The organism is Alteromonas salexigens (genome assembly GCF_025628895.1).
GTDB classification, from domain to species: domain Bacteria; phylum Pseudomonadota; class Gammaproteobacteria; order Enterobacterales; family Alteromonadaceae; genus Alteromonas; species Alteromonas salexigens.
On sequence record NZ_JAOTJC010000002.1, the window covers coordinates 142,680 to 169,043 of the forward strand.

The window sequence follows — 26,364 nt, forward strand, 5'->3', positions numbered from 1 at the left end:
TTGTGTAATAAAACTGTCACAGTAAACGCCTATTCTACGCGCAGAATTTTCAGGGTCGGGTAATACCGATTTTTTTAAACAATAAGGTTTGAATGTATGAAGCTTTTCAACTCGTTGCTGATGGCCGGGGCGCTGCTCACCGCTCCAGCGATGGCACAAGACGATGAAGTCTTAAAACCCGTTGTCGATGAAGCTGCCAAGATTAATGAGTCTGCGGCTGAGTCACAGGAAAAAATCAATGATATTACCGACCAGATTGGCTCGAAACTGCAGCAGTTCAAAACACTGAACAAAGAGATTGAAGGACTGGAAGTGTACAACGCCCAGTTGCAGCGCCAAATTGACAACCAGCAGCAGGAAATGGTCGACCTGAATGCTGCCATTGACGAAGTATCAGTAGTAGAACGTCAGATTACGCCGTTAATGTTGCGCATGATCACCGGTCTGGAACAGTTCGTTGAACTGGACGTGCCGTTCCTGCCAGAAGAGCGCGCAAACCGCATTGCCGACTTAAAAGCGATGATGGACCGCGCCGATGTGGCTACCTCCGAAAAATTCCGCCGTGTAATGGAAGCTTACCAGGTTGAGATGGAATACGGTCGCACCATGGAAGCCTACAGCGGCATCCATTCCATCGACGGCCAGGAGCGCGACGTTGAATTCCTGCGCCTGGGTCGTACGGCACTTATTTATCAAACTCGCGATGCCAGTGAACAGGGTGTGTGGAACAAGCAAACCCGCCAGTGGGAAAAGCTGGATAGCAGCTACCGCACCCAAATCACCAAGGGTTTACGCATGGCCAAAAAGCAACTGGCCCCCGATATGCTAATGCTGCCCGTAGCAATCACAGACTAAGAGGTTGATGAGAATGTTGAACACTGTAAAACGAATCGCTGTTGGTCTGGCTGCTCTGAGCATCAGCGTAGGCGCTATGGCGCAAGACGACCGTGCAATGGACCTGGACGCCCTGCTGAAACAGCTTGAAGAAGGCCAGTTTGCACAGTCTGAACAAAACCAGGCCCGTGAGCGGGAATTCATGCAGCAGCGCGCCGAGCAGGATCGCCTGCTGGAAGAAGCGCGACAGCGTCGCAATGCGCTACTGGCACAGTCTGAAAAACTGGAAACCCAGTTTGAAGAAAATGAATTTAAACTGGCAGATCTCAATGGCGCGTTAGACAACCGCCTGGGTTCACTGAAAGAGCTGTTTGGTGTGCTGCAGCAAGTGGCGGGTGACACCAAAAACAAATTCCACAACTCAATGATTTCGGCGCAGATCCCTGGTCGTTCGCAATTCCTTGATGAAATGGCACAGGAAATGGGTTCAAGCTCGAAACTGGCGTCTATCGAAGAAATCGAGCGTGTGTGGTTTGAAATGCAGCGTGAGATGACCGAGTCTGGCAAGGTCACCAAGTTCGATACCTCGGTCGTTGAAGCCGGCGGTGAAAAAGTGAATAAAGAAGTGGTCCGGGTTGGCCCGTTCGCACTGGTCTCTGACGGTAAGTACCTGGATTACAACGGCGCGACCGGAACGGTATCAGAACTGGTTCGCCAGCCCGCTGACCGTTACATGGACTCTGCGGAAGAGTTGCAGGAGTCTGATGGCAAACTGGTAGAGTTTGGTATCGACCCTACTGGCGGTTCAATCCTTGGCTTGCTGGTACAGGCGCCTAATCTGAAAGAGCGTGTAGAGCAGGGCGGTGCCGTAGGTTACATTATCCTGATTGTGGGTGCCTTTGGTTTACTGCTGGCCATTGAGCGTCTGATTTCACTGACTATCATTCGCACCAAGGTGAATAAACAGCTGAAGTCGAAGAAGATCAAGACTAACAACCCGCTTGGCCGCGTGCTTAAAGTGCGCGACAAGTATCCGGATGCTGACACCGAAGCCCTGGAACTGCACCTGACGGAAGCCATTCTGGGTGAGGTGCCGAAACTGAGCCGCAACCTGACCATCATCAAAATTATCTCGGTGGTAGCACCTCTGATGGGTCTGTTGGGTACGGTAACCGGTATGATTAATACCTTCCAGGCGATTACCCTGTTCGGTACCGGTGACCCGAAACTAATGGCGGGTGGTATTTCCACCGCTCTGGTTACCACGGTACTGGGTCTGGTGGTTGCTATCCCAATGACGCTGCTGTACGCCATGCTGAATACGCGTAGCAAAAACATTGTTTACATCCTTCAGGAGCAGGCATCGGGCGTTATCGCTGAGCGCGCTGAACGGAGCTAATCATGATTATCGAGTTTCTGGAAGCAATTCGCGATTTCACAGAGTCTGGCGGTCAGGTTCTCCTGGCCATCGGAGTGCTGATATTCGTTATGTGGCTTTTGATCCTCGAGCGTGCAATGTACCTGCTTATCTGGCACAAAAAGGCCAAGAAGAGCGCTATCAAAACGTGGAAAGCCCGCGACGATCGCTCTTCCTGGTTCGCCGAACAGGTACGTCAGAAAACAATTTCACAACTCACTATGCGCCTTAATGGCAGCATTCCTATCATTCAGGCTCTGGTGGCGCTTTGTCCGCTGCTGGGGTTGATGGGAACGGTGACCGGCATGATCGAAGTCTTTGACGTGATGGCCATATCCGGTTCCGGCAATGCCCGCTCGATGGCGTCAGGGGTGTCGAAAGCGACTATTCCGACCATGGCCGGCATGGTTGGCGCGTTGTCCGGCGTGTTTGCCGCAACCTGGCTGAACCGCATGGTGAAATCTGAACGCACGCATCTCGAGGATGCATTGATTATTCAACGTTAATGCCCTGACGGCATTAAGGTAAGGACATTATTATGAAGCAGCATTTTCAAAACCTGGTTGATGAAGAAGAAGCAAACATCGACATGACGCCCATGTTGGACGTGGTGTTTATCATGCTGATCTTTTTCATTGTGACCGCGTCGTTCGTAAAAGAAGCCGGCATTGATGTAAACCGCCCGGAAGCAGCCACTGCGGTGAAAAAGGATCGCGCCAATATCCTGATTGCTATCTCTGATAAAGGCGAAATCTGGATCAATAAGCGTCAGATTGACGTGCGTGCGGTGCAGGCCAACATCGAACGTCTGCATGCAGAGAACCCGCAGGGTACGGTAGTGATTCAGGCAGATAAAAAAGCCACCACAGAAACCCTGATTAAGGTGATGGACGCGTCACGCGCCGCCGGGGTTTACGATGTCTCAATTGCAGCGCAAGAGCCATAAGCCATGCCACGTTATCTGATTGCGTTTTTAGCTTCACTTGCCATTACGCTTGGGTTGTTCTTCCTGATGTCATCACTCATCAAAATGGGTGGCAGTGCACTGACGGAACCGCCTAAGGGAAGTGTGCTGGATTTTGTCAGGGTGAAGCAGGAAGAGCAGGTCGAGAAAAAAGACCGCAAGCCGAAGAAGCCGCCCAAGCCGAAAGAGCCGCCGCCGCCCATGGAGCAGCCACAAATGGACTCTCCCACACCGAACGCGGATAGCGCCGGGATGGACTTCGCTGCCGATGTAGGTGATGACATTTCACTGGAAGGCGGACTGGCACTGGACTCTGGGGACGGTGAATACCTGCCCATTGTGAAAGTGTCGCCGGTGTATCCTCGCCGTGCGTTACAACGCGGTATTGAGGGCTTCGTTATCGTCGAGTTTACGGTGACGAAACAAGGCGCGGTACGCGACCCTGTTGTGGTCGAGGCAGATCCCGAAGGTATCTTTGAACAGGCCGCCATTGATGCTGCCACCAAGTTCAAATACAAGCCACGGGTTGTCAATGGCGAAGCCACAGAGGTGTCCGGGGTTCAGAACCGCATCACCTTCCAGATTGACGGGTAAGTGCTATGAATAATGCAATAGTTAAAACAATCCATAGTGCGCTGGTTTGTTCAGCTTTATTGCTGACCGCCACACCCACTATGTTCGTAGCAAATCACGCGGTGGCCCAAGCGCAGCCAGAGCAGGAGCTAAAAGCCAGCGACAAGCCAACCCGGCGCGTACCCACGCTGCGTTCAACGGTATATGAGCAGCTTTCCCGGGCGCAAACCGCGGCCGACGAAGACGGCGACGTAGAAGAAGCGCTGTCCATCCTAAAAGAGGTGGAGAGCAAAGACTATTCAATGAATAGTTATGAACGCGCCATGATGCATAACTTCTACGGGTTCATTTACTACAACGATGAACAGTATGAAAAAGCGCTGGCGGAATTTGAACAGGTAGTTGAACAGCAGCCCATTCCCCGTAAATTCGAGATGACCACGTTGTTCTCACTGGCGCAACTGCATCTGATGCAGGGTAACTACGACAAAACCATTGAGTTTATTGAGCGTTGGGAAGCGTTGCACGAAGGGGCTATTCCGGCTAAAAACAAAGTGCTTAAAGCTCAGGCGTATTATCAGAACAAGCAATACGAGAAAGCCGCAGAATGGATTGAGCGCGCAATTGCTGCACATGAAGCCGAGGGCATGCTCCCGGATGAGGGCTGGCTGATTCTGCAACGGGCGGTGTATTACGAGCTTAAGCAGCCTGAAAAGGTAAAGGATGTGCTGGTGAAGCTGGTAAAGCTGTATGACGAGCCGAAGTACTGGACTCAGCTTGCCGGAATGTACGGTGAGTTAGGCGAAGAACGTACGCAGCTGGCCATTATGGAAGCCGCATATCAGCAGGGGTATGTAGAAAGTGCTGCAGATATCTTTAATCTGGCACAGCTGTATTACTACCACCGGGCGCCTTACAAGGGAGCATTGCTGATGCAGCAGGCAATTGACGAGGGTGTACTGGAAGCCAACCTGCGCAATTTGAAATTCCTGGGGCAAAGCTGGACGCTGGCCAAAGAGCAGGACAAAGCCATTCCGGTGATGATGCAGGCTGCAGAACTGGCCGATAACGGCGAGCTGGATGCTCAGGTTGCGCAGATCCTGCTAAACGAAGAACGGTGGGACGAGGCCATAGCCGCCGCGGACAGAGCCATCGACAAAGGCGACTTGCGTAACCCGGGACTAGCTTACCTGATTAAGGGCATGGCCCTTTATAATCAGCAGCAGTTCGCACGGGCACTGAATGAACTGGCTAAAGCCGAAGAGCACCAGAAAAGCCGTGCCATGGCACAGCAGTGGAAGCAATTTGTGACCAACGAAAAGCAATCAGCTGAGCGCATGGCTGCAGAACTGGGTGACGGTTAACCCGACCTGTTCTATCCCATGACGAAAACCGCGCACTGCGCGGTTTTTTTATGCCTGTTAAAAGTGGACACCCACACATTACTCCTATCATGGACATTCACTATCATCGTAAAAAGTGGAGACCCACACATTACTTATATCATGGACACTCACCTCCTGGCCCTAGGCGGTGCCCAAACGCACGGTGTAGTAACCGGACACACACTATTTTGAATAGCGTGCATAGCCACTAACGCTGTGCCTGACTGCGTTGCCTGTACTAATCACCGCGAAACTCTCAGGACGCAACCGATGCAGTAACTGGACCCACTATCTTGATAAACGTAGATAACCACGTGCGCGGTGGCTGATTACGTTGCCTGTGCTAATTCGCAGACCATCTGTCGGCCCCGACGTAAATACCGCTGAAGGTATCCAGCGCTGCGAAAGGGAATAACGTCTCATCTGATGGCATCGGCCACAGAGTGACGAGTGTGGGTGACCAAGTTACAAATAATCGGAATGACCTGGAAAAACTTGGCGTACAGGGTGAACGATGGCCGGGATAACCGCTTCAGTAACGTTAAGTAGCGGGCTAGTGAGGTAGCGAGCCTGCTTCTTGTTTGAGTTGGGTTAACCATTGCTTATGACGCAGCGCAGCATTAGGGTATTTTGAAAATATATCACGGGCCGCCTGGGTATGCCGGATTGCCATCAAACCTTCATTCAACGATGCAATAAGTTGCTTTGCGATGCGGTTGTCCGAAGCTGCCATTACGCGCACCCAGCTGGGCAATAGCGCGGGGCCTATCTGCTTCATACAGGCTTCATGGGGCGTCGCTGTGAAGTTCGCACAGTAGTAGGCGACAATGCTCTGCCCGAACAGTAAATAGTCTAACCGGCCTTCTTCCAACATTGAGTAGAGTTGCGGACGGGCAGTAGAGGCATACACGTTTACGAAGCCTAACTCGCGTGCTATTTCATCCTGAACTGAGTTTGCCGATACGCCGATAGTGGCGGTTGCCATGTCAATATCATCTATTCTGTCGATAGGATTGTCCGGAGTGGTAAAAATGGCGGAGCCTTCCTCACTGAGAGGTAAACTAAACGTCCCCCACGCCTGGCGTTCGGCGGTTTGAAACGCACCAAAAATGAGATGGACACGCTGCGCCTGCAGACGGTTCATCGCTGCACTCCAGGACGTGGATTGGGGCTGTAGTGCTATGCCTTGATGGTCCGCGGCCAGCTTAATCAAGCCCCAGGCGGTACCATAGCTGCGGGATGCCTCTATATATTTGTCATGATCTTCGAAAACCGCAATGCTTGCCGTCGCAGGCACCTGCGCAAACAGCGAAACTGGACACAACAAAAGCCATAACAACGTAAGACGCGAAATGACGGTCAGCAGACTACTCAATGCCACCGTAGAACTCTCAGAGACTCAAAGTTTCAGAATAGCAATTACTGTGAAGGCCAACAATTCAACCATGGTCTAACGTCGTCGACTATTTGTGCAGGGCCTGCACGGAGTCTTATTTCATGCGGCGTAATGAAGTTATTAAAAAATATTCATGTAATCATTGGCTTAATCACTGTGAGTCATCTGCCCGACTTCGCCGGGCACTAATGCTGACGAAGCTCCCGGCGCAAAATTTTACCCACTGTAGATTTCGGCAGCTCGTCCAGTACCGTAATAGATTTCGGTATCTTGTAGCCGGTAAGGTGTTCTCGGCAATAAGCTTGTAATGCTTCGGTTTCAATGGGGTCACTCAAGGTAACAAAGGCACATACCTTCTCACCGGCGTGGTCATCAGGCTCGCCGACTACTGCGGCCTCCATCACGTTTGGATGAGAGGTCAGTACTTCCTCAACTTCATTGGGATAAACATTAAATCCAGATACCAGGATCATATCCTTTAACCTATCCACAATTTTAATGCTGCCAGATTCAGTAATGACGCCGATATCACCGGTTTTAAAGAAGCCGTCTTTGGTCATGACTTTTGCTGTCTCATCGTCGCGGTGCCAGTAACCCAGCATTACCTGCGGCCCCCTTGCGGCAATCTGACCGGACTCGCCGTCGGGCACGGGATTATCATCACTATCAAGCAGACGGATTTCGGTGTCGGCCAGCGGCAGTCCAACGCTGCCAAGCTCCTCTTCGCCGGGCTGGTTAAAGCACAGCACCGGCGCCGTTTCAGACAACCCGTAGCCTTCGGTAATACTGCACCCGGTAACGGACTGCCACACAGACGCGGCGCCCTTAGTAAGCGCCGTACCGCCGGATAAGGTCAGGTGTAACTCTGAGAAATCGAGTCGGGCGAATTCCGGGTGACGCGCCAATCCCACGAATAAGGTATTGATACCGGCAAAGGTGGTAAATTTGTGGGGCTTCAGGGTCTGGATAAAGCCGTCTATATCCCGTGGGTTGGGGATGAGCAAGGTATGACAGCCTTTCGCGAAGAACGTCATCATGCACACTGTAAAGGCGTAGATATGGTAAAGCGGCAGCGGGCACACCACCACCTCTTTGCCGTCCCGGAACCGCGCCCCTAAGCGATCCAGAGTCTGCAGACTGTTGCTGAGTATATTGTTATGACTGAGCGCTGCGCCTTTGGACACCCCTGTGGTGCCACCGGTGTATTGCAGCATACACAATGCATCCAGCTCAGTTGTCGAACGTGCCGGCAGGGGCAACGCGCTGCCTTGTTCCAGCACCTCAGAAAAGGCTACAGCGCCGTCAAGTTGTGGCGCTGTGGTTGGGTCTAGCAGCTCGGTGGCTGAGGTGGCAATCACAGTGCGGATGTGGGTGTCTTGCTTGATCGCGGAAAATTTCGGGAGCAGGTCACTTAAGATCACCAGCGCCACCGCCCCACTGTCGGAAAACTGATGCTTCATTTCCCGCTCGGTATATAGCGGGTTGGTATTCACCACCACCAGTCCGGCACGTAACGCGCCGTACACTGCTATCGGGTTCTGCAGCAAATTGGGTAACTGAATGGCAATACGATCACCAGGCTGCAATCCCGCTTCTTCGCGCAAGTAGGCGGCGAATGCGCGGGAATAACGCTCAGTCTCTTTGAATGTGAGCGTCTGGCCCAGCGCGGTATACGCCGGATTATCAGGGAAGCGGGCAAACACCTGCTCAATGTAATCTGCCAAAGAAGAAATGTTGTCCGGATAGCGTAGTGTGGTCATGCGGCTCCCAATCTGCAATTTCAAAAGGTTTATAGCAGACTAGCCTAGCAGAGCCGCTCCGTCATTAACATTTCCCTTACATGATAAAAACTATTCAGCGTTTTGATTTAAACCGACGCGGCAGCAATTGATGAGAAATCGCAAAGGTCAGACCGCCGAGGAAGCCCGCACTACATTGCAGCAGTTTACCGCCCACCCCACGGGCACCGGCTATCAGGGTAACGTCCATGAGAGGATGCATGGCAAGTAACATCACCAGCATGCCGGTGGCGCCGGCAACGGCGCACATCAAGGAGTACAGGGCGCCACGGTGAGGCAAATGGCGTCCGAGGATCCCTGCGCTGCCCAATGCCAGGGTCAGCATTATCAGGATGGCCAGGCCATAGGTAGGCAGCAATCCGGCGAGGTCAAACATAATGGTTGCGAGTCGCTCGGTCAGTGGAATGGTCACGTCTAGCCGGGCTAACCGGGCAAGGACCGACTGAGTATGAAAAATACTGGCAAAGCCATAAGTAACAATAAACGCAGGGATCAGCATTAAGATGAATCGAATTGTCCGTTGCACACGCGCTCCTGGGGGTCATGTGAGCCAGCGTCTGAGGCTGGCGATAGCACCCGCTTATCATTCCATGGTAGGGTAGAACCCTCAAGTCACTTTTACCTCTATGATGATGAAAGTAAACCTTTCTTTGCTGTTTATTCTGCTTATTGGCCAGCTCCGGGCCGCGACGGCTGATAATGGACCTAACGACTATCTCGTCACTGAAATCGCCACCTCGTTACACTCCCCCTGGGCGGCAGTGCAATTGCCGGACCAGCGCTGGCTGATCACCGAAATGGGCGGCACGGTGGTGACGGTGAAGCCGGACGGGTCAATGACACGTCAATCGTTAGCCTTGCAGGATCTCTATGTAAACGGGCAGGGAGGCTTACTGGATATCGCGCTTATGCAGGATTTCAGCATGTCGCAGCGGGTTATGCTGTCTTATGCCACCGGCAATGACGACTGCAATGCCCTGACGGTAGCAACCGCATCCCTCAGCGAGCACGGCGAACTTGTTAATATAGCGCCACTGCTCACCACTTCGCCTTGCCGGGACACGCCGGCACATTTTGGTGGCCGGCTGGCGGTGCTCGCTGACGGCACCTGGCTGGTAACCACCGGAGACGGCTTCGATTACCGGGAGCAAGCCCAGCGGCTGGATTCCCAGTTGGGCAAAGTACTGCGCTTCAGAGAAGACGGTCAGGCACCTGCCGATAACCCGTTTCCTGACGCTCCCTACGTATATTCGCTGGGGCATCGCAACCCTCAGGGGCTGGCTAGTGATCCGCACACTGGCCGGCTCTATCAACAGGAGCACGGCCCGGCTGGCGGCGATGAAATTAACTTACTGATAGCCGGTGAGAATTACGGCTGGCCGGTAGTGACGAAAGGCATCGATTATTCCGGGGCACGTATCAGTCCTTTTGAAGAGTATCCCGGAATGCGCGACCCGCTGTATAACTGGACCCCCTCTATTGCCCCGTCTTCCATGACCTGGTATGCGGGTAACGCCTTTCCCGCCCTGCGCCAGCACCTGCTGGTGAGCGCCCTGAAAGCAAAAGGGCTGTTTGCCATAAATATGTCGGCCAAACCCCTCAGTAGTCGTCGAATATTTGCTACTATAGAGCAACGCATTCGGGATGTAGTGGCAGACGCTGACGGCAATATTGTCGTGCTGACAGACGGCGAGAGTGCCGCGCTATTAAAAATCGCGCCAGAATAATCTAAGCCTGCCACCCGATAGCCCGGACCCGGGCACAATAGCCACTCTGAATAGCCGCTATAAGCGGCCGAAAGCGTATTAAAATTTAAATTTGTATCACAAGCCGTTATAATCCCGGCGTTTATCTAGTCACGTCCTGCTTTAAGACCGTTTCAACCGGGCAGGATTAACCATGAGGAAGATATCGTGTTAGAAGAATACCGTAAACACGTTGAAGAACGTGCTGCAGAGGGTATCCCGCCGAAAGCATTGACCGCTGAACAGGTAGCTGGTCTGGTAGAATTACTGAAAAACCCGCCTGCTGGTGAAGAAGAGTATCTGTTAGAGCTGATTTCAGAGCGCGTTCCTCCTGGTGTTGACGAAGCCGCATACGTTAAAGCCGGTTTCCTGAGCGCTATTGCCAAGGGCGAAGACAGCTGTGACCTGATCAGCCGTGAGAAAGCGGTTGAACTGCTGGGTAACATGCACGGCGGCTACAACATCGTCACGCTGGTAGACCTGCTGGACGAAGACGCACTGGCGCCAATGGCAGCGAAAGAATTAAAGCACACCCTGCTGATGTTTGATGCCTTCCACGATGTGGAAGAAAAGCACAAAGCCGGCAATGCCTACGCCACGGAAATTATGCAGTCGTGGGCGGACGCAGAATGGTTTACGTCACGCCCGAAACTGGCTGACAAAATTACCTACTCCGTGTTCAAAGTAACCGGTGAGACTAACACTGACGACCTGTCTCCGGCACCTGACGCATGGTCACGTCCTGACATCCCACTGCACGCCCTGGCGGCCTATAAAATGACCCGTGACGGCCTGGAGCCGGAAGAGCACGGCGTGAAAGGCCCCATGAAGCAAATTGAAGAAGTGAAAGCCAAGGGCTATCCCGTTGCCTTCGTAGGTGACGTGGTAGGTACGGGTTCTTCACGTAAGTCGGCCACCAACTCGGTACTGTGGTTCTTCGGCGAAGATATGCCGGGTGTTCCTAACAAACGTGGTGGCGGTGTATGTATTGGCGGAAAAGTCGCGCCAATTTTCTTCAACACCATGGAAGATGCCGGCGCGCTGGTTTTTGAAGCCGACGTAGAAAAAATGAACATGGGCGATGTTATCGACATTTACCCATATGAAGGCAAAATCACTAACCACGAAACCGGTGAAGTGCTGTCTGAGTACAGCTACAAGTCGAAAGTGATTCTGGACGAAGTCCGTGCCGGTGGTCGTATTAACCTGATCATCGGTCGTGGGCTGACTGACAAAGCCCGTGAGTCGCTGGGCCTTGAGCCAACTGAACTGTTCCGCAAGCCTGAACAGCCAAAAGACACCGGCAAAGGTTATACACTGGCGCAGAAAATGGTGGGTAAAGCCTGTGGTGTAGACGGCGTTCGTCCTGGCACCTATTGCGAGCCGAAAATGACCACTGTGGGCTCTCAGGATACCACCGGACCGATGACTCGTGACGAGCTGAAAGATCTGGCATGTCTGGGCTTTACTGCCGACTTAACTATGCAGTCTTTCTGTCACACGGCGGCGTATCCTAAGCCGGTTGATATTGAAACACAGCACACGCTGCCTGATTTCATCATGAACCGCGGCGGTGTTTCGCTGCGTCCTGGTGACGGCATTATTCACAGCTGGCTGAACCGCATGTTGCTACCTGATACCGTGGGTACCGGTGGCGATTCACACACCCGCTTCCCGCTGGGTATTTCGTTCCCGGCCGGTTCTGGTCTGGTGGCCTTCGCCGCTGCTACCGGCGTTATGCCGCTGGATATGCCAGAGTCTATTCTGGTGCGTTTCACCGGTAAGCGTCAGCCTGGCATCACACTGCGAGACCTGGTTCATGCCATTCCGCTGTACGGTATCAAGCAAGGTCTACTGACTGTTGAGAAGAAAGGCAAAATTAACCAGTTCTCTGGCCGCGTGCTGGAAATTGAAGGTCTGGAAGATCTTACCGTTGAGCAAGCCTTTGAGCTGTCTGACGCGTCTGCCGAGCGTTCTGCGGCCGGGTGTACTATTAACCTGTCTGAAGAGTCTATCTCTGAATACCTGCGCTCAAACATCACCATGTTGCGCTGGATGATCAACGAAGGTTATGGCGACCCGCGTACACTTGAGCGTCGTGCTCAGAAGATGGAAGAGTGGCTGGCCAACCCAGAGCTGATGCGTGCAGACAAAGACGCTGAGTACGCCGAAGTTATCGAGATTAATCTGGATGACATCAAAGAGCCTATCGTGTGCTGCCCGAATGACCCTGACGATGCGAAAACACTGTCTGAAGTGGCGGGTGACAACGTAGATGAAGTGTTCATTGGTTCTTGTATGACCAACATCGGTCACTTCCGTGCTGCTGGTAAACTGCTTGAGCAGTACAACAAAACTCTGCCTACCCGTCTGTGGATTTCTCCGCCGACGAAAATGGATAAGGCACAGTTGATGGAAGAGGGTTACTACAACATTTATGGTCGGGTTGGTGTGCGCACCGAAATGCCAGGCTGTTCATTGTGTATGGGTAACCAGGCCCGGGTTGATGCAGGTGCCACGGTACTGTCTACGTCTACACGTAACTTCCCGAACCGTCTGGGTGATGGTGCTAACGTGTATCTGACTTCTGCCGAGCTGGCAGCGGTAGGTGCCATTGTAGGTCACATTCCAACAGCGGAAGAGTACATGGAGTATGCAGGTAAAATCGACTCCATGGCTGGCGACGTATACCGTTACCTGAACTTCGACAAGATCGAAAGCTTCAAACAAGCGGAAGACGATGCGAAGGCGAACATCATTCCAACATTGAATGTTGCCTAAGTAAGCGTATAAACTAGCAAGCCGGGCACCGCAAGGGCCCGGCTTTTTTTATGGCTGCTGGAGAAGAATTGCATGTCGCAGGCAAAGTCGTTGTGGTTAGTTTGTTGGGCGTTGTTGCTGGGAGTTGCCACGGTTCAGGCTATTCCCGCAGAGCCTGTTAAGTTTGCCAGCGCTGCCATTCAGGTAAACGGACAGGTATATGAGGTTGAATATGCCGAAACCTATGAGCAGCGCGCGCGCGGACTCATGTACCGCAAATCGTTATGTGACGATTGCGGCATGTTGTTTAAATTCAATCCTGCAAAGCAAGCCAGCATGTGGATGAAGAACACCTTTATTCCACTCACCGTGGCATTTATCGACAGAAACGGCGTCATTACCGATATAAAAAACCTTGAGCCCCACAAGCTGGAAGCTGTGGGCGCATCACAAAAGGTCACCTATGCGCTGGAGATGAACCAAGGGTGGTTTGCCAGACACGACATTGTGGTTGGCGATCGAATTATTGTGGATCCCTGATCAACTAGCGAGTAAACGGTCAGGCGCTGTGCTACCAGGGTAGCCCGGCGAAACGCGGAGATAACTGTGACGAATGCTTTAACCATTGCTAAGTTTGGCGGCACCAGCGTAGCCAACTACGCCGCCATGCAAAACTGTGCCCGGATTGTGGCGGGTAACACCAACACCCGCATTGTGGTAGTCAGTGCGTCAGCCGGCGTAACCAATTATCTGGTCACACTGGCGCATACTGCCTTAACGCAAGAGCAAATAACCCAGACCTGCCAGGCTATCGCAGAGATTGAGTATGCCATTCTTGCCTGTCTGCACGATAAGCAGCACGTAGCGGATAAACTCGATGATCTGCTCGACGAGATGCGCGGACTGGCGTTGCACGAAGAACTGCTGCACCGCAATGATTTAAAAGATCAGTTATTGTCGATGGGGGAGCGTATGTCTTCCCTGTTGTTCAGTGCGGTGCTGGCGGAAGAGCAGGTGGTCACCATGAATTTCGATGTACGCAAAGTACTGCGTACTGACAGCGAGTTTGGTGAAGCCACGCCAGACCTGGCAGCCATTGCCAGCCTGAGTGACAGCCTGCTGCGCCCTGAGATTGCGCAGTCAGTGGTAGTCACTCAGGGCTTCGTGGGCGCCGACGCCGAAGGCAAAACCACGACCCTGGGTCGGGGCGGCTCCGATTTTACCGCCGCGCTGCTGGCCGAAGCACTGGACGCGGATACCTGTGAAATCTGGACCGATGTGATTGGTGTGTACACCACTGATCCGCGCATCACGCCGGCGGCCAGACCGCTGCCTGAACTGAGCTTCGAAGAGGCGGCGGAAATGGCCACCTTTGGCGCTAAGGTGCTGCACCCGGCGACCATGGAGCCAGCGCTGCGCAAAGACATCAAGGTGTTTGTAGGGTCGAGTAAAGAGCCAGAGAAAGGCGGCACCTGGATCATGCGGGACTGTGAGGAAGAGCCTCCTTACCGTGCCATTACCCGCCGTAAAGAGCAGGTCATGGTGACCGTGAAAACGCCGAAAATGATGTATGCCCAAGGCTTTCTGCAACAGGTATTCGCCATCATTGCGAAACACAAATTAAGTGTGGATTTAGTGACGACCTCGGAAATTTCGGTGTCATTTACACTGGATAATCCGGCTAACTCGGTGGCGCAGCGCCTGAACAAGGAAACCATTGCTGAACTGGAAACCTTGTGTGAGGTTTCTGTAGAGCATGGTTACGACCTGGTGACGGTGGTCGGTAATCACATGCAGACTGCCAAGGGGGTATCCAGCAAAATCTTTGCTGCGGTGTCGGACTACAATCTGCGGATGATTTGTTTTGGTGCCAACCCACACAATATGTCATTTCTGGTTAATGAAACAGACAGCGACGACATAGTGACCGGGTTGCATAAGACCCTGTTCGAATAATTTACACGGGGCCAGACGGCCCCGCCTTAACTAAGCGTTGGCTTGTTCCAGTTCAGAATGGAGCTTTAACACCTTATCCCCGTCAGCCTGCTCTATCACATAGGCGGGATTGTCATCACTGCCTTTACGGGTGACCTCTTCACCCTGCAGCGTTCTGGTAATTTTCTCGCGAAAGATTTCTCTGACGTACCCGGTGCCGTAACCGTTACCCCATTCCCACTCCACTTCTGTATTGGTTTGATACGCGTTGCTCATGCCGTCTTCCTGTCCGTGATCCACCTTCTGGTACGCCAGCAAGCACAGGACGGGTCACTGAGCATCGCTTTACGACAGTCACTATGCCCATGCACGCACGTGATGGGACAATATCAATGGCACCTTAAGGAGAGCACCCAGGGGAAGCAGACAAGCGGAAGTAGCAGTGTCAGAGGGAAGATAAAAGGCAGGTCTGGCGACCTGCCTGAGGGTGATTACACTTTGAACTGGCGGATAGACTGCTGCAACTCTTCGGCAAGCCGCGCCACTTCGTGGCTGGACTCAGAGGTTTGCTGAGCACCAGAGGTGGTTTCCTCGGCAATACCGACAATGGTCTCCAGCTTCTCACTGATTTCCTGCGACACCGTGTTTTGCTCGCGGGCAGACTGTTCGATTTGCGAACTGACATCGTGAGCCTTATGCACCGCTTCAGAAATCACATCCAGCGCCTGGGTGGCTTTTTCGGTCTGAGCCACACACACTGCGGTTTGTTCTTTACCCTGATTCATCACATTCACGGCTTTTTCTGCACCGGCCTGCAACATTTCAATCATGGCATTAATTTCCTGGGTAGACTCCTGGGTGCGACTGGCCAGCGTTCTGACCTCATCGGCTACCACCGCAAAGCCGCGACCCTGTTCACCGGCCCGGGCTGCCTCGATAGCCGCGTTCAGAGCCAACAGGTTAGTCTGGTCAGCAACGCCGCGGATAACATCCAGGATCCCGCCTATAGAGGCACTGTCCTGATGCAGCTTGTTAATTACTTCGGCAGCATCCTGTACTTCCCGGGCCAGCACTTCGATGGTGTCGCGGTTTTCCAGTGAAATCTTCCGTACGTTTTCTGCTTCAGCGTCCGCATGACGAATCTGGCTTAGCGTATCTTCCGCATTCTGCATGACCAGTTGCGAGGTAGAGTGCATTTCAGTGGTAGCCGTAGCTACCTGTGAAATCTGTGACTTCTGATCCTGAATACTGTGGGTGGTCTGGGCGGTTACCGTAGAGGTTTGCTCAGACGCGGCAGCCAGCTGCTCGGCACGGGTATTAATCCCCGCAATCAGCGACTTCAGGTTGCCAATCAGTTTATTACAGTTGCGCGCCAGTTGGCCAAACTCGTCCTGAGCAGAATCGTCAAGACGCTGGGTAAGGTCGCCTGATGAAGCGACATTCAGCAACTCGTTCACACGATAAAGCGGACGAGTAATCGCACGAACAGTAAAGTAACCAATGATAGCTGCAATGGCGATGGAGGCGAGCACCACCACAATCACGATGACATTACCGGTGGAGACAGCGGTACTGACCTCGTCATCAATATTCTGGGCTTTTTCGTTGGCCAGCTTCAGCAGACGTTCAAGCTCCACGGTGGCCTGGTTGATATTTTCGTCCGAGGCATTCAACGCAACTTCTGCGGCATTACGGTATTCCAGACGGTCTACCTGCAGCTGCAATACCCCATTGCTGGCCGTGATGGCATTCAGGGCATCAGAAACCAGTGAATTAATTTCGTCCAGCGCGCCGGACGCATCGGCGCCATTGGCGGCCGCTACCATATCTGACAGCAGGCCGGCAACCCGTTCCACCACCAGTTCAACTTCATTGCCAATGGTCTGTGAACGTATCAGCGTGTCAGTTTTAACGTACTCATAGGACACGGTAAGCAGCGACAACAGTGCCGTTTCCAGTTCGCTGCCAATGCGGGCGGCTTCCTGTAAGTCCGGATTATTACGCACCGCATCCATGTCGGAGAAATCCAACAGGTAAGTAGACGCATCATCCGCGTTGTCTTCGGCCACACCCAGCTGATCGTCAATGTTGTTGCGCAGACTCATGTACAAACGGTGGCTGTCATACATCGTTTGCACATTATCGACGTACTCGTCGTAAGTGGCTTTTACTGAGTTCAGTGAAGACTTAAGCTGCGGGTCGTTGCTGACGGCCTTAGCCAGCAAGGTATACTGTTCTTCAAAATTCTCTTTGCTGGCTTTAAAGCTTTCTTCCTTTTCATTCAGCCCGCTCAGACTTTCTTCAATGTAGGCTTCAAAGGTCAGCCGGCCCATATTCAAAAAGCTGGCTTTTAACGCATTACTGCCGGAAAGAGTTGGCAGGGCCACTTCATTCACTTCTTCGGTGGCAGAGCCGACGGAATTCAGGTTGAATAACGACACGGCACTTATGATGATCAGCAACAAACTGATAGCAAGAAAGCCGCCAATGACCCGCATGGCTACTGTAATTCTCATCGGAACTCCTGATGTATCATTGTTTTTGTTATAGAGATTCTACTTTGGGTGAATTTTGACAAAATTTGAGCATAAATTCACTAACCATTCCCTACTTTTGACGTATATTATTTGGCACTTAACGCGCCACTGACATTTTTATCGACAAAACAACAGGATCCTTAAGCGAATTAACTGAAATGCGGAAGGAAAACCGGGTGCTTATTCGGCGTTGACAGTATGTATTGATTATCGCGCGGGTACTGAAATCAATTGCTGTGAATTCACTTCATAGGCGGTCATCGACTGACCCCACACGTACCCGGTATCCAAACCGATAAACTGAGGGTGTTGAGTACGGCCATTGAGCGCCGCCCAGTGGCCAAACAGCACCCGTTCATTGTCTGCTAACTGGGGATTCGGCGGGGTAAACCAGGGGTGCAAATTCGCCGGGGCGTCCAGGGGACTGCCCTTGGCAGTAAACTCTAATGCGTTATCCTCGTTAAGAAAACGCATTCGGGTGCAGGCGTTGATAATAAACCGGGCCCGGGCATCTCCGGACAGCGACGATTTCCACAACCGCGGTGAGTCGCCATACATATTCTGCAGCACGCTGACCCAGTCAGGGCCTAACAGCTTATTGCTTATTTCATCGCTTAACGCCAGCAAGGTGTCGGTAGACCACGCGGGGTATAACCCGGCATGGACCATGGTATGCTGAGGATCGATTCGTTTAGCCAGTGGAAACTGGCGCAGCCACTCAATAATATCCGGCAGACGGGGGCTGTTCAGCAGATTCTCCAGCTTATCGCTGGCTTTTACCTTGCGGATCCCCTGAGTGACAGCCAGCAGATGAAGGTCGTGGTTGCCCAGCACGGCGTGGAAACGATCGCCAAGGCTCATCAGCAACTCCACTGTCGCGAGCGAGTCCTCGCCACGGGCGACCAGATCACCTACGGCACAGAGTGTATCGCGCCGGGCATCGAAGCCAACTTCATCAAGTAATGCGGTAAGACCGCCGAAACAGCCCTGGATGTCCCCGATTACGAAAGTTTTTGCCTGAGCCATAGCCATCCTGCTAGTTAATTACGTTTGGCAGGGCCAGCCGGAAAACATCAATAGGCACCCTGAACAGGCCGCCATCGGGCCCCTGCATTTCATAGTAGCCTTGCATATTGCCCACGGGCGTGTCGAGAATGGCGCCACTGGTATACGAAAACGTTGCCCCCGGCGCTATTTTGGGTTGCTTCCCAACCACACCACTGCCCTGAACTTCAGACGTTTTCCCGTCAGAGTCAGTGATCTGCCAGTAGCGGTTGATTAACTGCACAGGCACATCGCTGTGGTTAATAATGGTTATCTCGTAGGCAAACGCATACTGTACCGAGTCGGGTGGCAGGTGATCCGGTAAATGCCGGGTCACCACCTGAACTTCAATGGTCGGATCGTCAGCCATTATTCGCCTGGCCACTCGCGGTCGGTCACGGCATTAGCAATGGCCGCAAAATCTTGCAGCGACAACACTTCGGCCCGGGCTGTAGGGTTTAATCCCAGCGCCTTAATATCGGCTTCGGAAATGCAGTCCCGTAATGAGTTACGAATGGTTTTACGACGCTGGTTAAACGCCTGGGCAATCACCCGCTCCAGGGTGGTAACCGATTGTACCTCTACAGGCGGTTCTGCATGGGGGGTCAGTCTGACCACCGCGGAGTCCACCTTCGGGGGGGGCTTGAAAGCGCCGGGCGGTACGTTCAGTACGGGCACAACCTGACAGTAATACTGCGCCATGACGGACAAACGCCCGTAATTTTTAGAGCCCGGGCCGGCTGCCAGTCGTGTTACCACCTCTTTTTGCAGCATGAAGTGCATGTCTTTGATGTCAGTAGTGAAATCAAAGAGATGGAACATCAGCGGTGTAGAGATGTTGTACGGCAGATTACCGAACACGCGCAGTGGCTGGCCAGCATTCGGCGCGTTGGCGAGCACGCTGGAAAAATCCAGGGTCAGCGCGTCTTGTTCAATAATGGTGAGTTTATCGCCATGAAACGGATGGTGGCGCAGGCGCTTGGCCAGATCGCGGTCCAGTTCCACCACGGTAAGTTTGTCGACGCGTTCGCAAACAGGATCGGTGATGGCGCCCAATCCGGGCCCGATTTCAACGAGGTTCTCACCGTTTTGCGGATTAATGGCCGCGACAATCTTGTCTATCACGTATTCGTCGTGCAGAAAGTTCTGACCGAAGCGCTTACGTGCTGTATGACCTAAATGTGTTTTACTCATTGTTGATGACTTGCCAGTTCGATGGCTTTTTGAATTGCTTTCTTAAAACTGCCTGGGTCAGCATTACCGGTACCGGCCAATTCCAGAGCCGTACCGTGATCTACCGACGTTCTGACGAAGGGCAGACCCAGAGTGATGTTAACCGCGGCCCCAAAGCCTTTGTATTTGAGTACCGGTAATCCCTGGTCGTGATACATCGCCAGCACCACGTCAGCTTCCGCCAGATATTTTGGCTGGAATATGGTGTCGGCCGGCAACGGGCCAGTCAGTGCGATGCCCTCAGCACGTAGTTCGTCCAGTGCCGGTTGAATCGTGCGGATCTCTTCTGTGCCGATGTGGCCGTCTTCGCCAGCGTGAGGGTTAAGGCCACATACGTAAATCTGTGGCTGCTCAATACCGAATTTCAGCTTGAGATCAGTATTGATGATGCGGATAACCTTATGCAGCCGTTCGCGGGTAATTGCCTTGGCCACGTATTCCAGCGGAATGTGGGTGGTCGCCAGTGCCACATTCAGTCCTTCAGTGGACAGCAGCATCACCACATCCATGGTATTCGACTGGTGCGCAAAAAATTCGGTATGGCCACTGAAGGACACGCCGGACTTATTGATAATGCCTTTGTGCACCGGACCGGTCACCACCGCATCGAAGGTGCCGTCCATATTCGCCTGACATGCCTGACGTAACGTTTCGACCACATAGCCGCCGTTTTCGCTGTCCAGCTCGCCGGGCACGGTAGGTTTAGCGATATCGACCTGATGGATATACACGCTCCCCGGAGGAAGCACTGCGTCGCTGTCTTCAGTGAAGGGCACCAGCGTCAGCGGCAAGCCTAGCTGTTCGGCTCGCGCCTGCATCATATCTGCGTCGGCGAACACCACCAGGCGGGCGTCCCATTGCTGCTGAATCAGTGCAATGGTCAGATCCGGACCGATACCGGCCGGCTCGCCTGGAGTGATAGCTAGGGTAATGGCTGTCATAGTGGCGCGATTATCTCTCAAGAGTCCAGCACTTCAATGTAAGCAGCATCACGCATTTCACGTAACCAGGCTTCTGTTTCTTCCGCAAATTTACGGTTAAAAATGAGTTGGTGTGCCTTGTCTTCTTTACGACGCTCGGTGGCATCGTCAATACGACGGTCGTTTAACTGAATCAGATGCCAGCCGTGAGATGAGCGTACCGGATCACTGAACTCACCGGGTTCAAGTGCCGCCAGCGCATCGCGGAACGCAGGCACGTAGTTGGTAGGATCGGCCCAGCCCAGTTCACCGCCGCGCAGGGCGGAGCCCGGATCCGCGGAATGTTCTTTCGCCAGTTCGGCAAAATCAGCTTCGTCGTTCATCAGCTGTTCTTTAAATTTAATCAGCTGCTGGCGGGCTTTTTCCTCGCTCAGAATAATCGACGGCTTAATAAGAATATGACGGGCATTCACTTCTTCTACAGTGACGGTTTCAATGCCCCGGGTATCCATAATTTTCAGAATGTGAAAACCGGCGCCGCTGCGAATAGGCCCAATCAACTCACCGGCCTTTTTACCCTGTACGGCTTCGGCAAATAAGGTGGGCATAGAGTTAATGTTCAGCCAGCCCATATCACCACCTTCCAGTGCTTCTGAACCAGAGGAGGAGGCCAGTGCAATTTTGGCAAAGTCTGAACCGCCGTTAAGCAGCTCCAGCACTTTATCCGCACGCTCCCGGGACTCGGTGACATCTTCGTCGCTGGGCTCGGGTGGGAAACCAATCAGGATATGGCCTAAACGGTATTCAGCCTGCTCGGCGCCCTGTTCTTCCATCAGGTTAACCAGCGTATCCACTTCCTGATCAGTGATGTAGATACGGCGACGCACATTCGCGCGGCGTACTTCACCCATGATCATTTCTTCGCGAATATTTTCGCGGTAGTCTTCATACGCCACGCCCTCTTCACGTAACTGAAAGCGTAAATCTTCCACGGTGGCATCCTGGTTGGCCGCAATATTAGCAATGGTTTGCTCAAGCTGCGGATCGCTAATGCGGATCCCCATGCGCTCAGCCATCTGCATTTGCAGGCTCTTCATGATCAGTCGCTCAATAGCCTGCGTGCGCAGGGCCCGGTCTGACGGCAATTGTTGATCATTCAGCGCGGCATTCTTTTTTACCTCTGAAACCAGCGCTTCAATTTCACTTTCCAAAATAACACCCTGATCAACGATCACGGCCACTTTGTCCAGCATGACTTCCTGCGCAACGGAGGAAAAACTCAGTAGCGCACTTAAACACAATGCCCGAAATAAGAACTTCATACACACTCTTTTTAGTTGTTAGATTCCCCTGGCCAACCCGGTGGGCCTGCGCAGGGCGGTTAATTTAAACTATATGGTTGCCGATAGCCAAACATGCCGTCTTCCAGCATACGTCGACTGGAGCCCGATGACCCCATTCCCTTGAAAATGAATTGCAGCGAAATACCTGATTCGTACTCGTCACTGGCCTGCATGCCCCCTGCGGCGTAGCGGTTGCTCAGAAAACGCTGAGCGACAACCTGAATGGCCCAGCAACATGACTCGTACTGAATTCCCAGGTAGTTCTCAATGCTTCTGTCACGCTCCAGGTCGCGGTACGTGCGGCCTACCAGGTGCCAGTTTTTCGCTACCGGCCAACTGGCCGACACGCCAGCCTGATCGATCATTTCCCCGGACAGGTCACGAACAAACCGGTGGGTAAACTGCACCAGACTTTCGTTATCACGACGATACTCCAGCGCTACGCCACTGCGCTCTACTTTGTCGGTATCGGTAGTAACCTGCATGTCGGTATGAAAATACCAGGTGTTGCTCAGGCGCCAGTCTACTTCTCCTGCCAGAGCAGAACGGTCTTCTTCTTTGGTTGCCGCAATCAGACGGTTTTTTTCAAGGTAGAATATCTGACCCAGGCTCACCACAAATTGTTCCCGGTTGGCACTATCAATTATTCGGCTGGTGACACCCAGCGTTATCTGATTGTTGTCACTGATGCGATCCAAGCCGGTAAATTCCTGACCACGGAATAACCCGTCAACGTCGGTGAGCAGGACTGTGGAGTCGTAGGTGCCAATGCTTGCCTGGTCTTCGTATGAGGTATACAAATACTGGAGTTTCGGTTCCAGAGTCATGATGGACCCATTGCCCAGCCATTGCGTGTCCCGCTCAAAATACAGGGCCGAGAAAAGACGAAACTGGCCCAGGGTGCGGTTCACTTCTTCTTCCAGCTCAGTTCCGGCCACGTTGTCTTGCTGGTAATACGTATTCAAGAGGGTCGCCTCGGCAGTAATTTCACCCCATTGCCGCTGGTAAGGCAGCGCCAGAGTGGGCGCCAGATGCCAGCGCAGCGCCTCTGGGGCGGCGTCTTGTGTATTGTCGAAATAGGCCAGTTCTGAGTCGACTCGAAACTCCAGGTAGTCGCCTAACCCGGTGGTATAGTTGAGTCTGGCTTCCGGTAAGGCCCGGTAGGTATTAGGGAAATCACCAATAACCACAAAGTCTTTCAGCGCCAGGTCCATGGTCAGCGATGGGGAATAGTAGTTAAATGCCAGCGTGCGGTATAAATGCGTGTCTGCGCGATTATAAAAATTGGAGCCAAGGTCGACGATGTAGTTATCGTCACTCATGCCGTTTACATCAACATGCATTTCCCAGTTGTCGCTGAGCAAACCGTGATGTTCCACCCGGTAAAAGTAGCGATCCATTTCATTGCTGAGATCCCGGTCACTGGGCAGATATTCCAGATTAACCTGGCCGTAACTGGCCTCGGTTAGGTACCGGAATTCGGTTTTAAGCTGAATGCCGCGTTTGCTCATGACACGGGGAGAAATCGTCATGTCATAATTGGGCGCCATGTTCCAGTAAAAGGGCTGTTCATAGTCAACGCCAGTGTTGCTGGAGCTGGTAATTTCCGGAAACAACAGCCCGGTCTGGCGTTGATCGCTCACCGGAAAGGCAAAGTAGGGCAGATAAAAGACCGGCACACCGCCCAAATAGAACCGGGTATGCTTGGCCTGGCCCCAGACAGTCCCTTTCTCAATACTAATTTCGCTGGCCCGGATAGACCAGTCTTCATCGCCGGGAGGGCAGGTGGTAAAACTGACATCACTCAGGATCAGGCCCTGATCGGTATCCAGCAAAATATTATCTGCAGCACCGCGGCCGGCCACACCAGATAACTGATAACGGGTGTTGGTAAGCTCCAGGCGTTCTTCACTCTGATCCAGAGAAATTGCATCAGAGTTAACCCGTAGCTGCTTATCCTGATACTGCACGTCGCCTTCGGCAAACATATCCCGGCCGTTTTCGTTGACCTGTGCCTGGTTGGCGCGAATAGTGGCACTGTCTGATGTGATATCGACGTTGCCGGAGAACAGGGCTACCTGGTTTTCAATAATTTCGGTGCGGTTGGCTTCCACTTTGACGTGCCCACGGGGCATAAGCTGTTGGCTGGAAAACCGCACGGGCTCCACGCTACACGTTTGAAGTGCAGAGTCAGTAGGTGCGGAAGTAACAGATTGCGCAGCAATGGTGTGAGTAGTCAGACCCGCCAGAACCAGCAAGGCGCAGTGTTTTTTCATGCTCAGGTGAGTAGCCCGTATTCATTCTGACAGCCAGTGTTGTACCGGGAGTGTCCCGGAAACCTGACTGTGTGCCCTAAAAAACGTCGTCGACTGACAGACGGCCTGCAGCCCGCAGAGGATTATTGCGCCAATTCTAAGTGCTTATGGCTTAATAACCAACCTGTAGCGTAAAAAAAACATCGATCCCGGGCGGCTTCTTTTTGTCTGATGCATTGGTTATAGTGCATTTGCCCACATTTTTCAGCAGTAGCCGCTGACAGGTTTGATGCCGCATCCGGCGGAAAGTCAGTGACATACCCTAATAAAGTAACAGGAGCGATGTGCTATGGCGTTTTGGGGAAAAATCCTCGGTCTTGTGTTTGGTTTTATGTTTCTCAAAATACCCGGCGCCATAATTGGGTTGGTAGTGGGGCATCTGTTTGACAAGGCCTATAGTCAGGATTTCAGCCGCTTAGGTGGATTCGGTCGTTTTTTTGCTGATCAGGACAGTCTTAAACAACAGGCGGTATTTTTTCACAGTTTGTTTTCCTCGCTGGGGCATCTGGCAAAGTCCGACGGACAAGTCACGCAACGTGAAATTCAGATTGCCACCGCACTAATGGACGATATGCAACTTACCGGTGATGCCCGTAAAGAGGCGCAGGATGCCTTTCGCGAAGGCAAGGCGCGGGATTTTCCTCTGCAGGAAAACCTGCGGGGGTTGCATGAGGCCTGCCACGGCCGCCGGGATATCTTACAGGTCTTTTTGGAGATCCTCATTCAGGCCGCCTTCGCGGACGGCGAATTGTCTCAGGAAGAGTACAACGTACTGGAAAAGGTTGCCCGGCTGTTAGGCTTCCGGCGCCGGGATCTGGATTACCTGATCTCCATGTTCGAAGCGGAACTTCGTTTCCGGCAGCGGAGTGAGGCCGGTCAGCAGTCTCACCAGCGCCGCCGCCAGCATCAGCAGCGCCCCTATTCCGACACCCAGTCACTGGCAGATGCCTACAAAATTATTGGGGTGAGTGAAACCGCTGACGAAAAAACTGTAAAGCGTGCTTATCGTAAACGGATGGCAGAACATCACCCCGACAAACTGGTCTCAAAAGGGCTGCCGCAGCAAGCCATGGAAATTGCTAAAGCCAAGGCCCAGGACATTCAGTCGGCCTATGAATTGATTAAAGAAAAGCGTGGTTTCTGACAATGACCACCCTGTCTGAAGCGAACCAGCGCAGCATTGATGCCTTTATTGACATGCTCTGGCTGGAAAAAGGTCTGAGCGATCACACGCAGCAAAGCTATCGTACCGATCTGACTAAGCTGGCGCTGTATTGTCAGGCACAAGGGCTTAAAGATGTGACTCTGGCAACCACGGAAATGGTGCAGGATTACCTGCATGATCGTCATCAACGGAAGCTGGCTGCGCGCAGTACGCAGCGAGCAATGAGTGCCATGCGCGCCTTCTATGTTTATCAGGTCGCGCAGCATCAGCGGGTAGACAATCCCATTACGCCGTTAAGAAATCCCCGGCTGCCACAGTCGTTACCTTCATCGCTCAGTGAGCGTCAGGTGGATGATTTGCTGGACGCGCCGGATATTAGTGATCCCATTGAGTGCCGTGACCGCTGTATGCTGGAGGTGCTGTACGCAACCGGGTTACGGGTCAGCGAATTAATCGGTTTACGACATGATCAGGTCAGCATACAACAGGGCGTGGTACGGGTAACCGGCAAGGGTAACAAAGAGCGGCTGGTGCCCCTCGGAGAAGACGCGGTGGACTGGATTGAGCGTTATACCCGGCAGGCCAGACCCGCATTGGTCAAACATAGTACGGATGTGCTGTTTGTGAGTAAGCGGGGCGTGCAGATGACCCGCCAGACCTTCTGGCATCGTATCAAGCAGTACGCGGTGAGGGCGGGCATTGAGCAGCATTTGTCCCCTCATACTTTGCGCCACGCTTTTGCCACCCACTTGTTGAATCATGGGGCGGATCTGCGGGTCGTACAGATGTTGCTGGGTCATGCCGATTTGTCCACGACGCAAATTTATACCCACGTGGCCACCGAACGTCTGCAGAATTTAATTCACTCTCACCACCCCCGTGGGTAACGATGAAGCAAATACCGCAGGCGCCGAACGGGTCTGTGCAGCCGACATGGCTGTGGTAGGATGCGGGCAGAATGAAATTTTTTTGGTCCGGACAGGGTCTGGATAAATACAC

General features: G+C 52.8%; 23 protein-coding genes. 12 read left to right on the top strand and 11 right to left on the bottom strand.

The window, feature by feature from the left end; translation table 11 throughout:
- Positions 1 to 96: 96 nt before the first annotated feature.
- Genes OCL06_RS00610 through OCL06_RS00635 form a run of 6 tightly spaced genes read left to right on the top strand, consistent with a single transcriptional unit; the run spans position 97 to position 5,152 of the window.
- The gene (locus OCL06_RS00610) at positions 97 to 855 is read left to right on the top strand and encodes a DUF3450 domain-containing protein (RefSeq protein WP_262991781.1); all 759 of its coding nucleotides are present in this window, start codon (positions 97 to 99) and stop codon (positions 853 to 855) included.
- Between the two features lie 13 nt (positions 856 to 868).
- Entirely contained in the window at positions 869 to 2,233 is a 1,365-nt protein-coding gene (locus tag OCL06_RS00615) for a MotA/TolQ/ExbB proton channel family protein (protein WP_262991782.1), read from the top strand.
- Between the two features lie 5 nt (positions 2,234 to 2,238).
- Positions 2,239 to 2,757, top strand: a complete 519-nt coding sequence (locus tag OCL06_RS00620; RefSeq protein ID WP_262991876.1) for a MotA/TolQ/ExbB proton channel family protein — start codon at positions 2,239 to 2,241, stop codon at positions 2,755 to 2,757.
- Between the two features lie 32 nt (positions 2,758 to 2,789).
- Positions 2,790 to 3,197, top strand: a complete 408-nt coding sequence (locus OCL06_RS00625) for an ExbD/TolR family protein (protein ID WP_262991783.1) — start codon at positions 2,790 to 2,792, stop codon at positions 3,195 to 3,197.
- Between the two features lie 3 nt (positions 3,198 to 3,200).
- A complete protein-coding gene (locus OCL06_RS00630) occupies positions 3,201 to 3,809 on the top strand; it encodes an energy transducer TonB (RefSeq protein WP_262991784.1) in 609 nt (202 codons plus the stop codon).
- Positions 3,810 to 3,814: 5 nt separating this feature from the next.
- Positions 3,815 to 5,152, top strand: coding sequence for a tetratricopeptide repeat protein (locus tag OCL06_RS00635; RefSeq protein WP_373318418.1), 1,338 nt, complete (start codon positions 3,815 to 3,817; stop codon positions 5,150 to 5,152).
- A 574-nt stretch (positions 5,153 to 5,726) separates the two neighbouring features.
- Here OCL06_RS00635 and OCL06_RS00640 read toward each other — a convergent pair.
- The 3 genes from OCL06_RS00640 to OCL06_RS00650 form a co-directional block, all read right to left on the bottom strand.
- A complete protein-coding gene (locus OCL06_RS00640) occupies positions 5,727 to 6,554 on the bottom strand; it encodes a substrate-binding periplasmic protein (RefSeq protein WP_262991785.1) in 828 nt (275 codons plus the stop codon).
- A gap of 200 nt (positions 6,555 to 6,754) precedes the next feature.
- The gene (locus OCL06_RS00645; protein WP_262991786.1) at positions 6,755 to 8,329 is read right to left on the bottom strand and encodes an AMP-binding protein; all 1,575 of its coding nucleotides are present in this window, start codon (positions 8,327 to 8,329) and stop codon (positions 6,755 to 6,757) included.
- Between the two features lie 94 nt (positions 8,330 to 8,423).
- Positions 8,424 to 8,894, bottom strand: a complete 471-nt coding sequence (locus OCL06_RS00650) for a hypothetical protein (protein WP_262991787.1) — start codon at positions 8,892 to 8,894, stop codon at positions 8,424 to 8,426.
- Between the two features lie 100 nt (positions 8,895 to 8,994).
- Here OCL06_RS00650 and OCL06_RS00655 point away from each other — a divergent pair, with 100 nt between their 5' ends.
- The 4 genes from OCL06_RS00655 to lysC all read left to right on the top strand — a co-directional run bounded on the left by OCL06_RS00655 (position 8,995) and on the right by lysC (position 14,829).
- Positions 8,995 to 10,095 (top strand): PQQ-dependent sugar dehydrogenase, encoded by a 1,101-nt coding sequence (locus OCL06_RS00655; protein ID WP_262991788.1) that lies wholly within the window; start codon positions 8,995 to 8,997, stop codon positions 10,093 to 10,095.
- Positions 10,096 to 10,281: 186 nt separating this feature from the next.
- Positions 10,282 to 12,894 (top strand): bifunctional aconitate hydratase 2/2-methylisocitrate dehydratase, encoded by a 2,613-nt coding sequence (gene acnB, locus OCL06_RS00660; protein ID WP_262991789.1) that lies wholly within the window; start codon positions 10,282 to 10,284, stop codon positions 12,892 to 12,894.
- Positions 12,895 to 12,966: 72 nt separating this feature from the next.
- On the top strand, positions 12,967 to 13,413 hold the full coding sequence (locus tag OCL06_RS00665; protein ID WP_262991790.1) for a DUF192 domain-containing protein: 447 nt from the start codon (positions 12,967 to 12,969) through the stop codon (positions 13,411 to 13,413).
- 66 nt (positions 13,414 to 13,479) lie between these two features.
- The gene (lysC, locus tag OCL06_RS00670) at positions 13,480 to 14,829 is read left to right on the top strand and encodes a lysine-sensitive aspartokinase 3 (protein ID WP_262991791.1); all 1,350 of its coding nucleotides are present in this window, start codon (positions 13,480 to 13,482) and stop codon (positions 14,827 to 14,829) included.
- 30 nt (positions 14,830 to 14,859) lie between these two features.
- Here the strand turns inward: lysC and OCL06_RS00675 are convergent, their stop codons facing one another.
- From OCL06_RS00675 to OCL06_RS00710, 8 genes are all read right to left on the bottom strand, one after another.
- The gene (locus OCL06_RS00675; protein ID WP_262991792.1) at positions 14,860 to 15,084 is read right to left on the bottom strand and encodes a hypervirulence associated TUDOR domain-containing protein; all 225 of its coding nucleotides are present in this window, start codon (positions 15,082 to 15,084) and stop codon (positions 14,860 to 14,862) included.
- 215 nt (positions 15,085 to 15,299) lie between these two features.
- Positions 15,300 to 17,324, bottom strand: coding sequence for a methyl-accepting chemotaxis protein (locus tag OCL06_RS00680; RefSeq protein WP_262991793.1), 2,025 nt, complete (start codon positions 17,322 to 17,324; stop codon positions 15,300 to 15,302).
- Positions 17,325 to 17,552: 228 nt separating this feature from the next.
- Positions 17,553 to 18,371: a symmetrical bis(5'-nucleosyl)-tetraphosphatase gene (locus OCL06_RS00685; protein WP_262991794.1), complete on the bottom strand. Its 819-nt coding sequence runs from the start codon at positions 18,369 to 18,371 to the stop codon at positions 17,553 to 17,555.
- A 10-nt stretch (positions 18,372 to 18,381) separates the two neighbouring features.
- Complete coding sequence (apaG, locus tag OCL06_RS00690; protein ID WP_262991795.1) at positions 18,382 to 18,759, bottom strand: Co2+/Mg2+ efflux facilitator ApaG/CorD; 378 nt, start codon at positions 18,757 to 18,759, stop codon at positions 18,382 to 18,384.
- Positions 18,759 to 19,583 carry a 16S rRNA (adenine(1518)-N(6)/adenine(1519)-N(6))-dimethyltransferase RsmA gene (gene rsmA, locus OCL06_RS00695; protein ID WP_262991796.1) on the bottom strand — a complete coding sequence of 275 codons (825 nt, stop codon included), beginning with the start codon at positions 19,581 to 19,583 and terminating at the stop codon, positions 18,759 to 18,761. The genes apaG and rsmA overlap by 1 nt, the downstream gene beginning before the upstream one ends.
- The gene (gene pdxA / locus OCL06_RS00700; protein WP_262991797.1) at positions 19,580 to 20,563 is read right to left on the bottom strand and encodes a 4-hydroxythreonine-4-phosphate dehydrogenase PdxA; all 984 of its coding nucleotides are present in this window, start codon (positions 20,561 to 20,563) and stop codon (positions 19,580 to 19,582) included. The genes rsmA and pdxA overlap by 4 nt, the downstream gene beginning before the upstream one ends.
- Positions 20,564 to 20,580: 17 nt before the next feature.
- Entirely contained in the window at positions 20,581 to 21,864 is a 1,284-nt protein-coding gene (surA, locus tag OCL06_RS00705) for a peptidylprolyl isomerase SurA (protein WP_262991798.1), read from the bottom strand.
- A 59-nt stretch (positions 21,865 to 21,923) separates the two neighbouring features.
- Positions 21,924 to 24,161 carry an LPS-assembly protein LptD gene (locus OCL06_RS00710; RefSeq protein ID WP_262991799.1) on the bottom strand — a complete coding sequence of 746 codons (2,238 nt, stop codon included), beginning with the start codon at positions 24,159 to 24,161 and terminating at the stop codon, positions 21,924 to 21,926.
- Between the two features lie 328 nt (positions 24,162 to 24,489).
- On the opposite strand from OCL06_RS00710, the gene djlA reads away from it, so the two are divergent.
- Both djlA and xerD read left to right on the top strand, forming a co-directional pair.
- Positions 24,490 to 25,344 carry a co-chaperone DjlA gene (djlA, locus tag OCL06_RS00715; RefSeq protein ID WP_262991800.1) on the top strand — a complete coding sequence of 285 codons (855 nt, stop codon included), beginning with the start codon at positions 24,490 to 24,492 and terminating at the stop codon, positions 25,342 to 25,344.
- A 2-nt stretch (positions 25,345 to 25,346) separates the two neighbouring features.
- Positions 25,347 to 26,252 (top strand): site-specific tyrosine recombinase XerD, encoded by a 906-nt coding sequence (gene xerD, locus OCL06_RS00720; protein ID WP_262991802.1) that lies wholly within the window; start codon positions 25,347 to 25,349, stop codon positions 26,250 to 26,252.
- Positions 26,253 to 26,364: the final 112 nt, after the last annotated feature.

Bases quoted from the DNA above. Each gene is read 5' to 3' on its own strand.
- OCL06_RS00610 (WP_262991781.1), top strand. From the start codon at position 97: ATGAAGCTTTTCAACTCGTTGCTGATGGCCGGGGCGCTGCTCACCGCT.
- OCL06_RS00615 (WP_262991782.1), top strand. From the start codon at position 869: ATGTTGAACACTGTAAAACGAATCGCTGTTGGTCTGGCTGCTCTGAGC.
- OCL06_RS00625 (WP_262991783.1), top strand. From the start codon at position 2,790: ATGAAGCAGCATTTTCAAAACCTGGTTGATGAAGAAGAAGCAAACATC.
- OCL06_RS00630 (WP_262991784.1), top strand. From the start codon at position 3,201: ATGCCACGTTATCTGATTGCGTTTTTAGCTTCACTTGCCATTACGCTT.
- OCL06_RS00635 (WP_373318418.1), top strand. From the start codon at position 3,815: ATGAATAATGCAATAGTTAAAACAATCCATAGTGCGCTGGTTTGTTCA.
- OCL06_RS00645 (WP_262991786.1), bottom strand. From the start codon at position 8,329: ATGACCACACTACGCTATCCGGACAACATTTCTTCTTTGGCAGATTAC.
- OCL06_RS00655 (WP_262991788.1), top strand. From the start codon at position 8,995: ATGATGATGAAAGTAAACCTTTCTTTGCTGTTTATTCTGCTTATTGGC.
- OCL06_RS00665 (WP_262991790.1), top strand. From the start codon at position 12,967: ATGTCGCAGGCAAAGTCGTTGTGGTTAGTTTGTTGGGCGTTGTTGCTG.
- OCL06_RS00675 (WP_262991792.1), bottom strand. From the start codon at position 15,084: ATGAGCAACGCGTATCAAACCAATACAGAAGTGGAGTGGGAATGGGGT.
- OCL06_RS00680 (WP_262991793.1), bottom strand. From the start codon at position 17,324: ATGAGAATTACAGTAGCCATGCGGGTCATTGGCGGCTTTCTTGCTATC.
- OCL06_RS00685 (WP_262991794.1), bottom strand. From the start codon at position 18,371: ATGGCTCAGGCAAAAACTTTCGTAATCGGGGACATCCAGGGCTGTTTC.
- apaG (WP_262991795.1), bottom strand. From the start codon at position 18,759: ATGGCTGACGATCCGACCATTGAAGTTCAGGTGGTGACCCGGCATTTA.
- rsmA (WP_262991796.1), bottom strand. From the start codon at position 19,583: ATGAGTAAAACACATTTAGGTCATACAGCACGTAAGCGCTTCGGTCAG.
- pdxA (WP_262991797.1), bottom strand. From the start codon at position 20,563: ATGACAGCCATTACCCTAGCTATCACTCCAGGCGAGCCGGCCGGTATC.
- surA (WP_262991798.1), bottom strand. From the start codon at position 21,864: ATGAAGTTCTTATTTCGGGCATTGTGTTTAAGTGCGCTACTGAGTTTT.
- OCL06_RS00710 (WP_262991799.1), bottom strand. From the start codon at position 24,161: ATGAAAAAACACTGCGCCTTGCTGGTTCTGGCGGGTCTGACTACTCAC.
- djlA (WP_262991800.1), top strand. From the start codon at position 24,490: ATGGCGTTTTGGGGAAAAATCCTCGGTCTTGTGTTTGGTTTTATGTTT.
- xerD (WP_262991802.1), top strand. From the start codon at position 25,347: ATGACCACCCTGTCTGAAGCGAACCAGCGCAGCATTGATGCCTTTATT.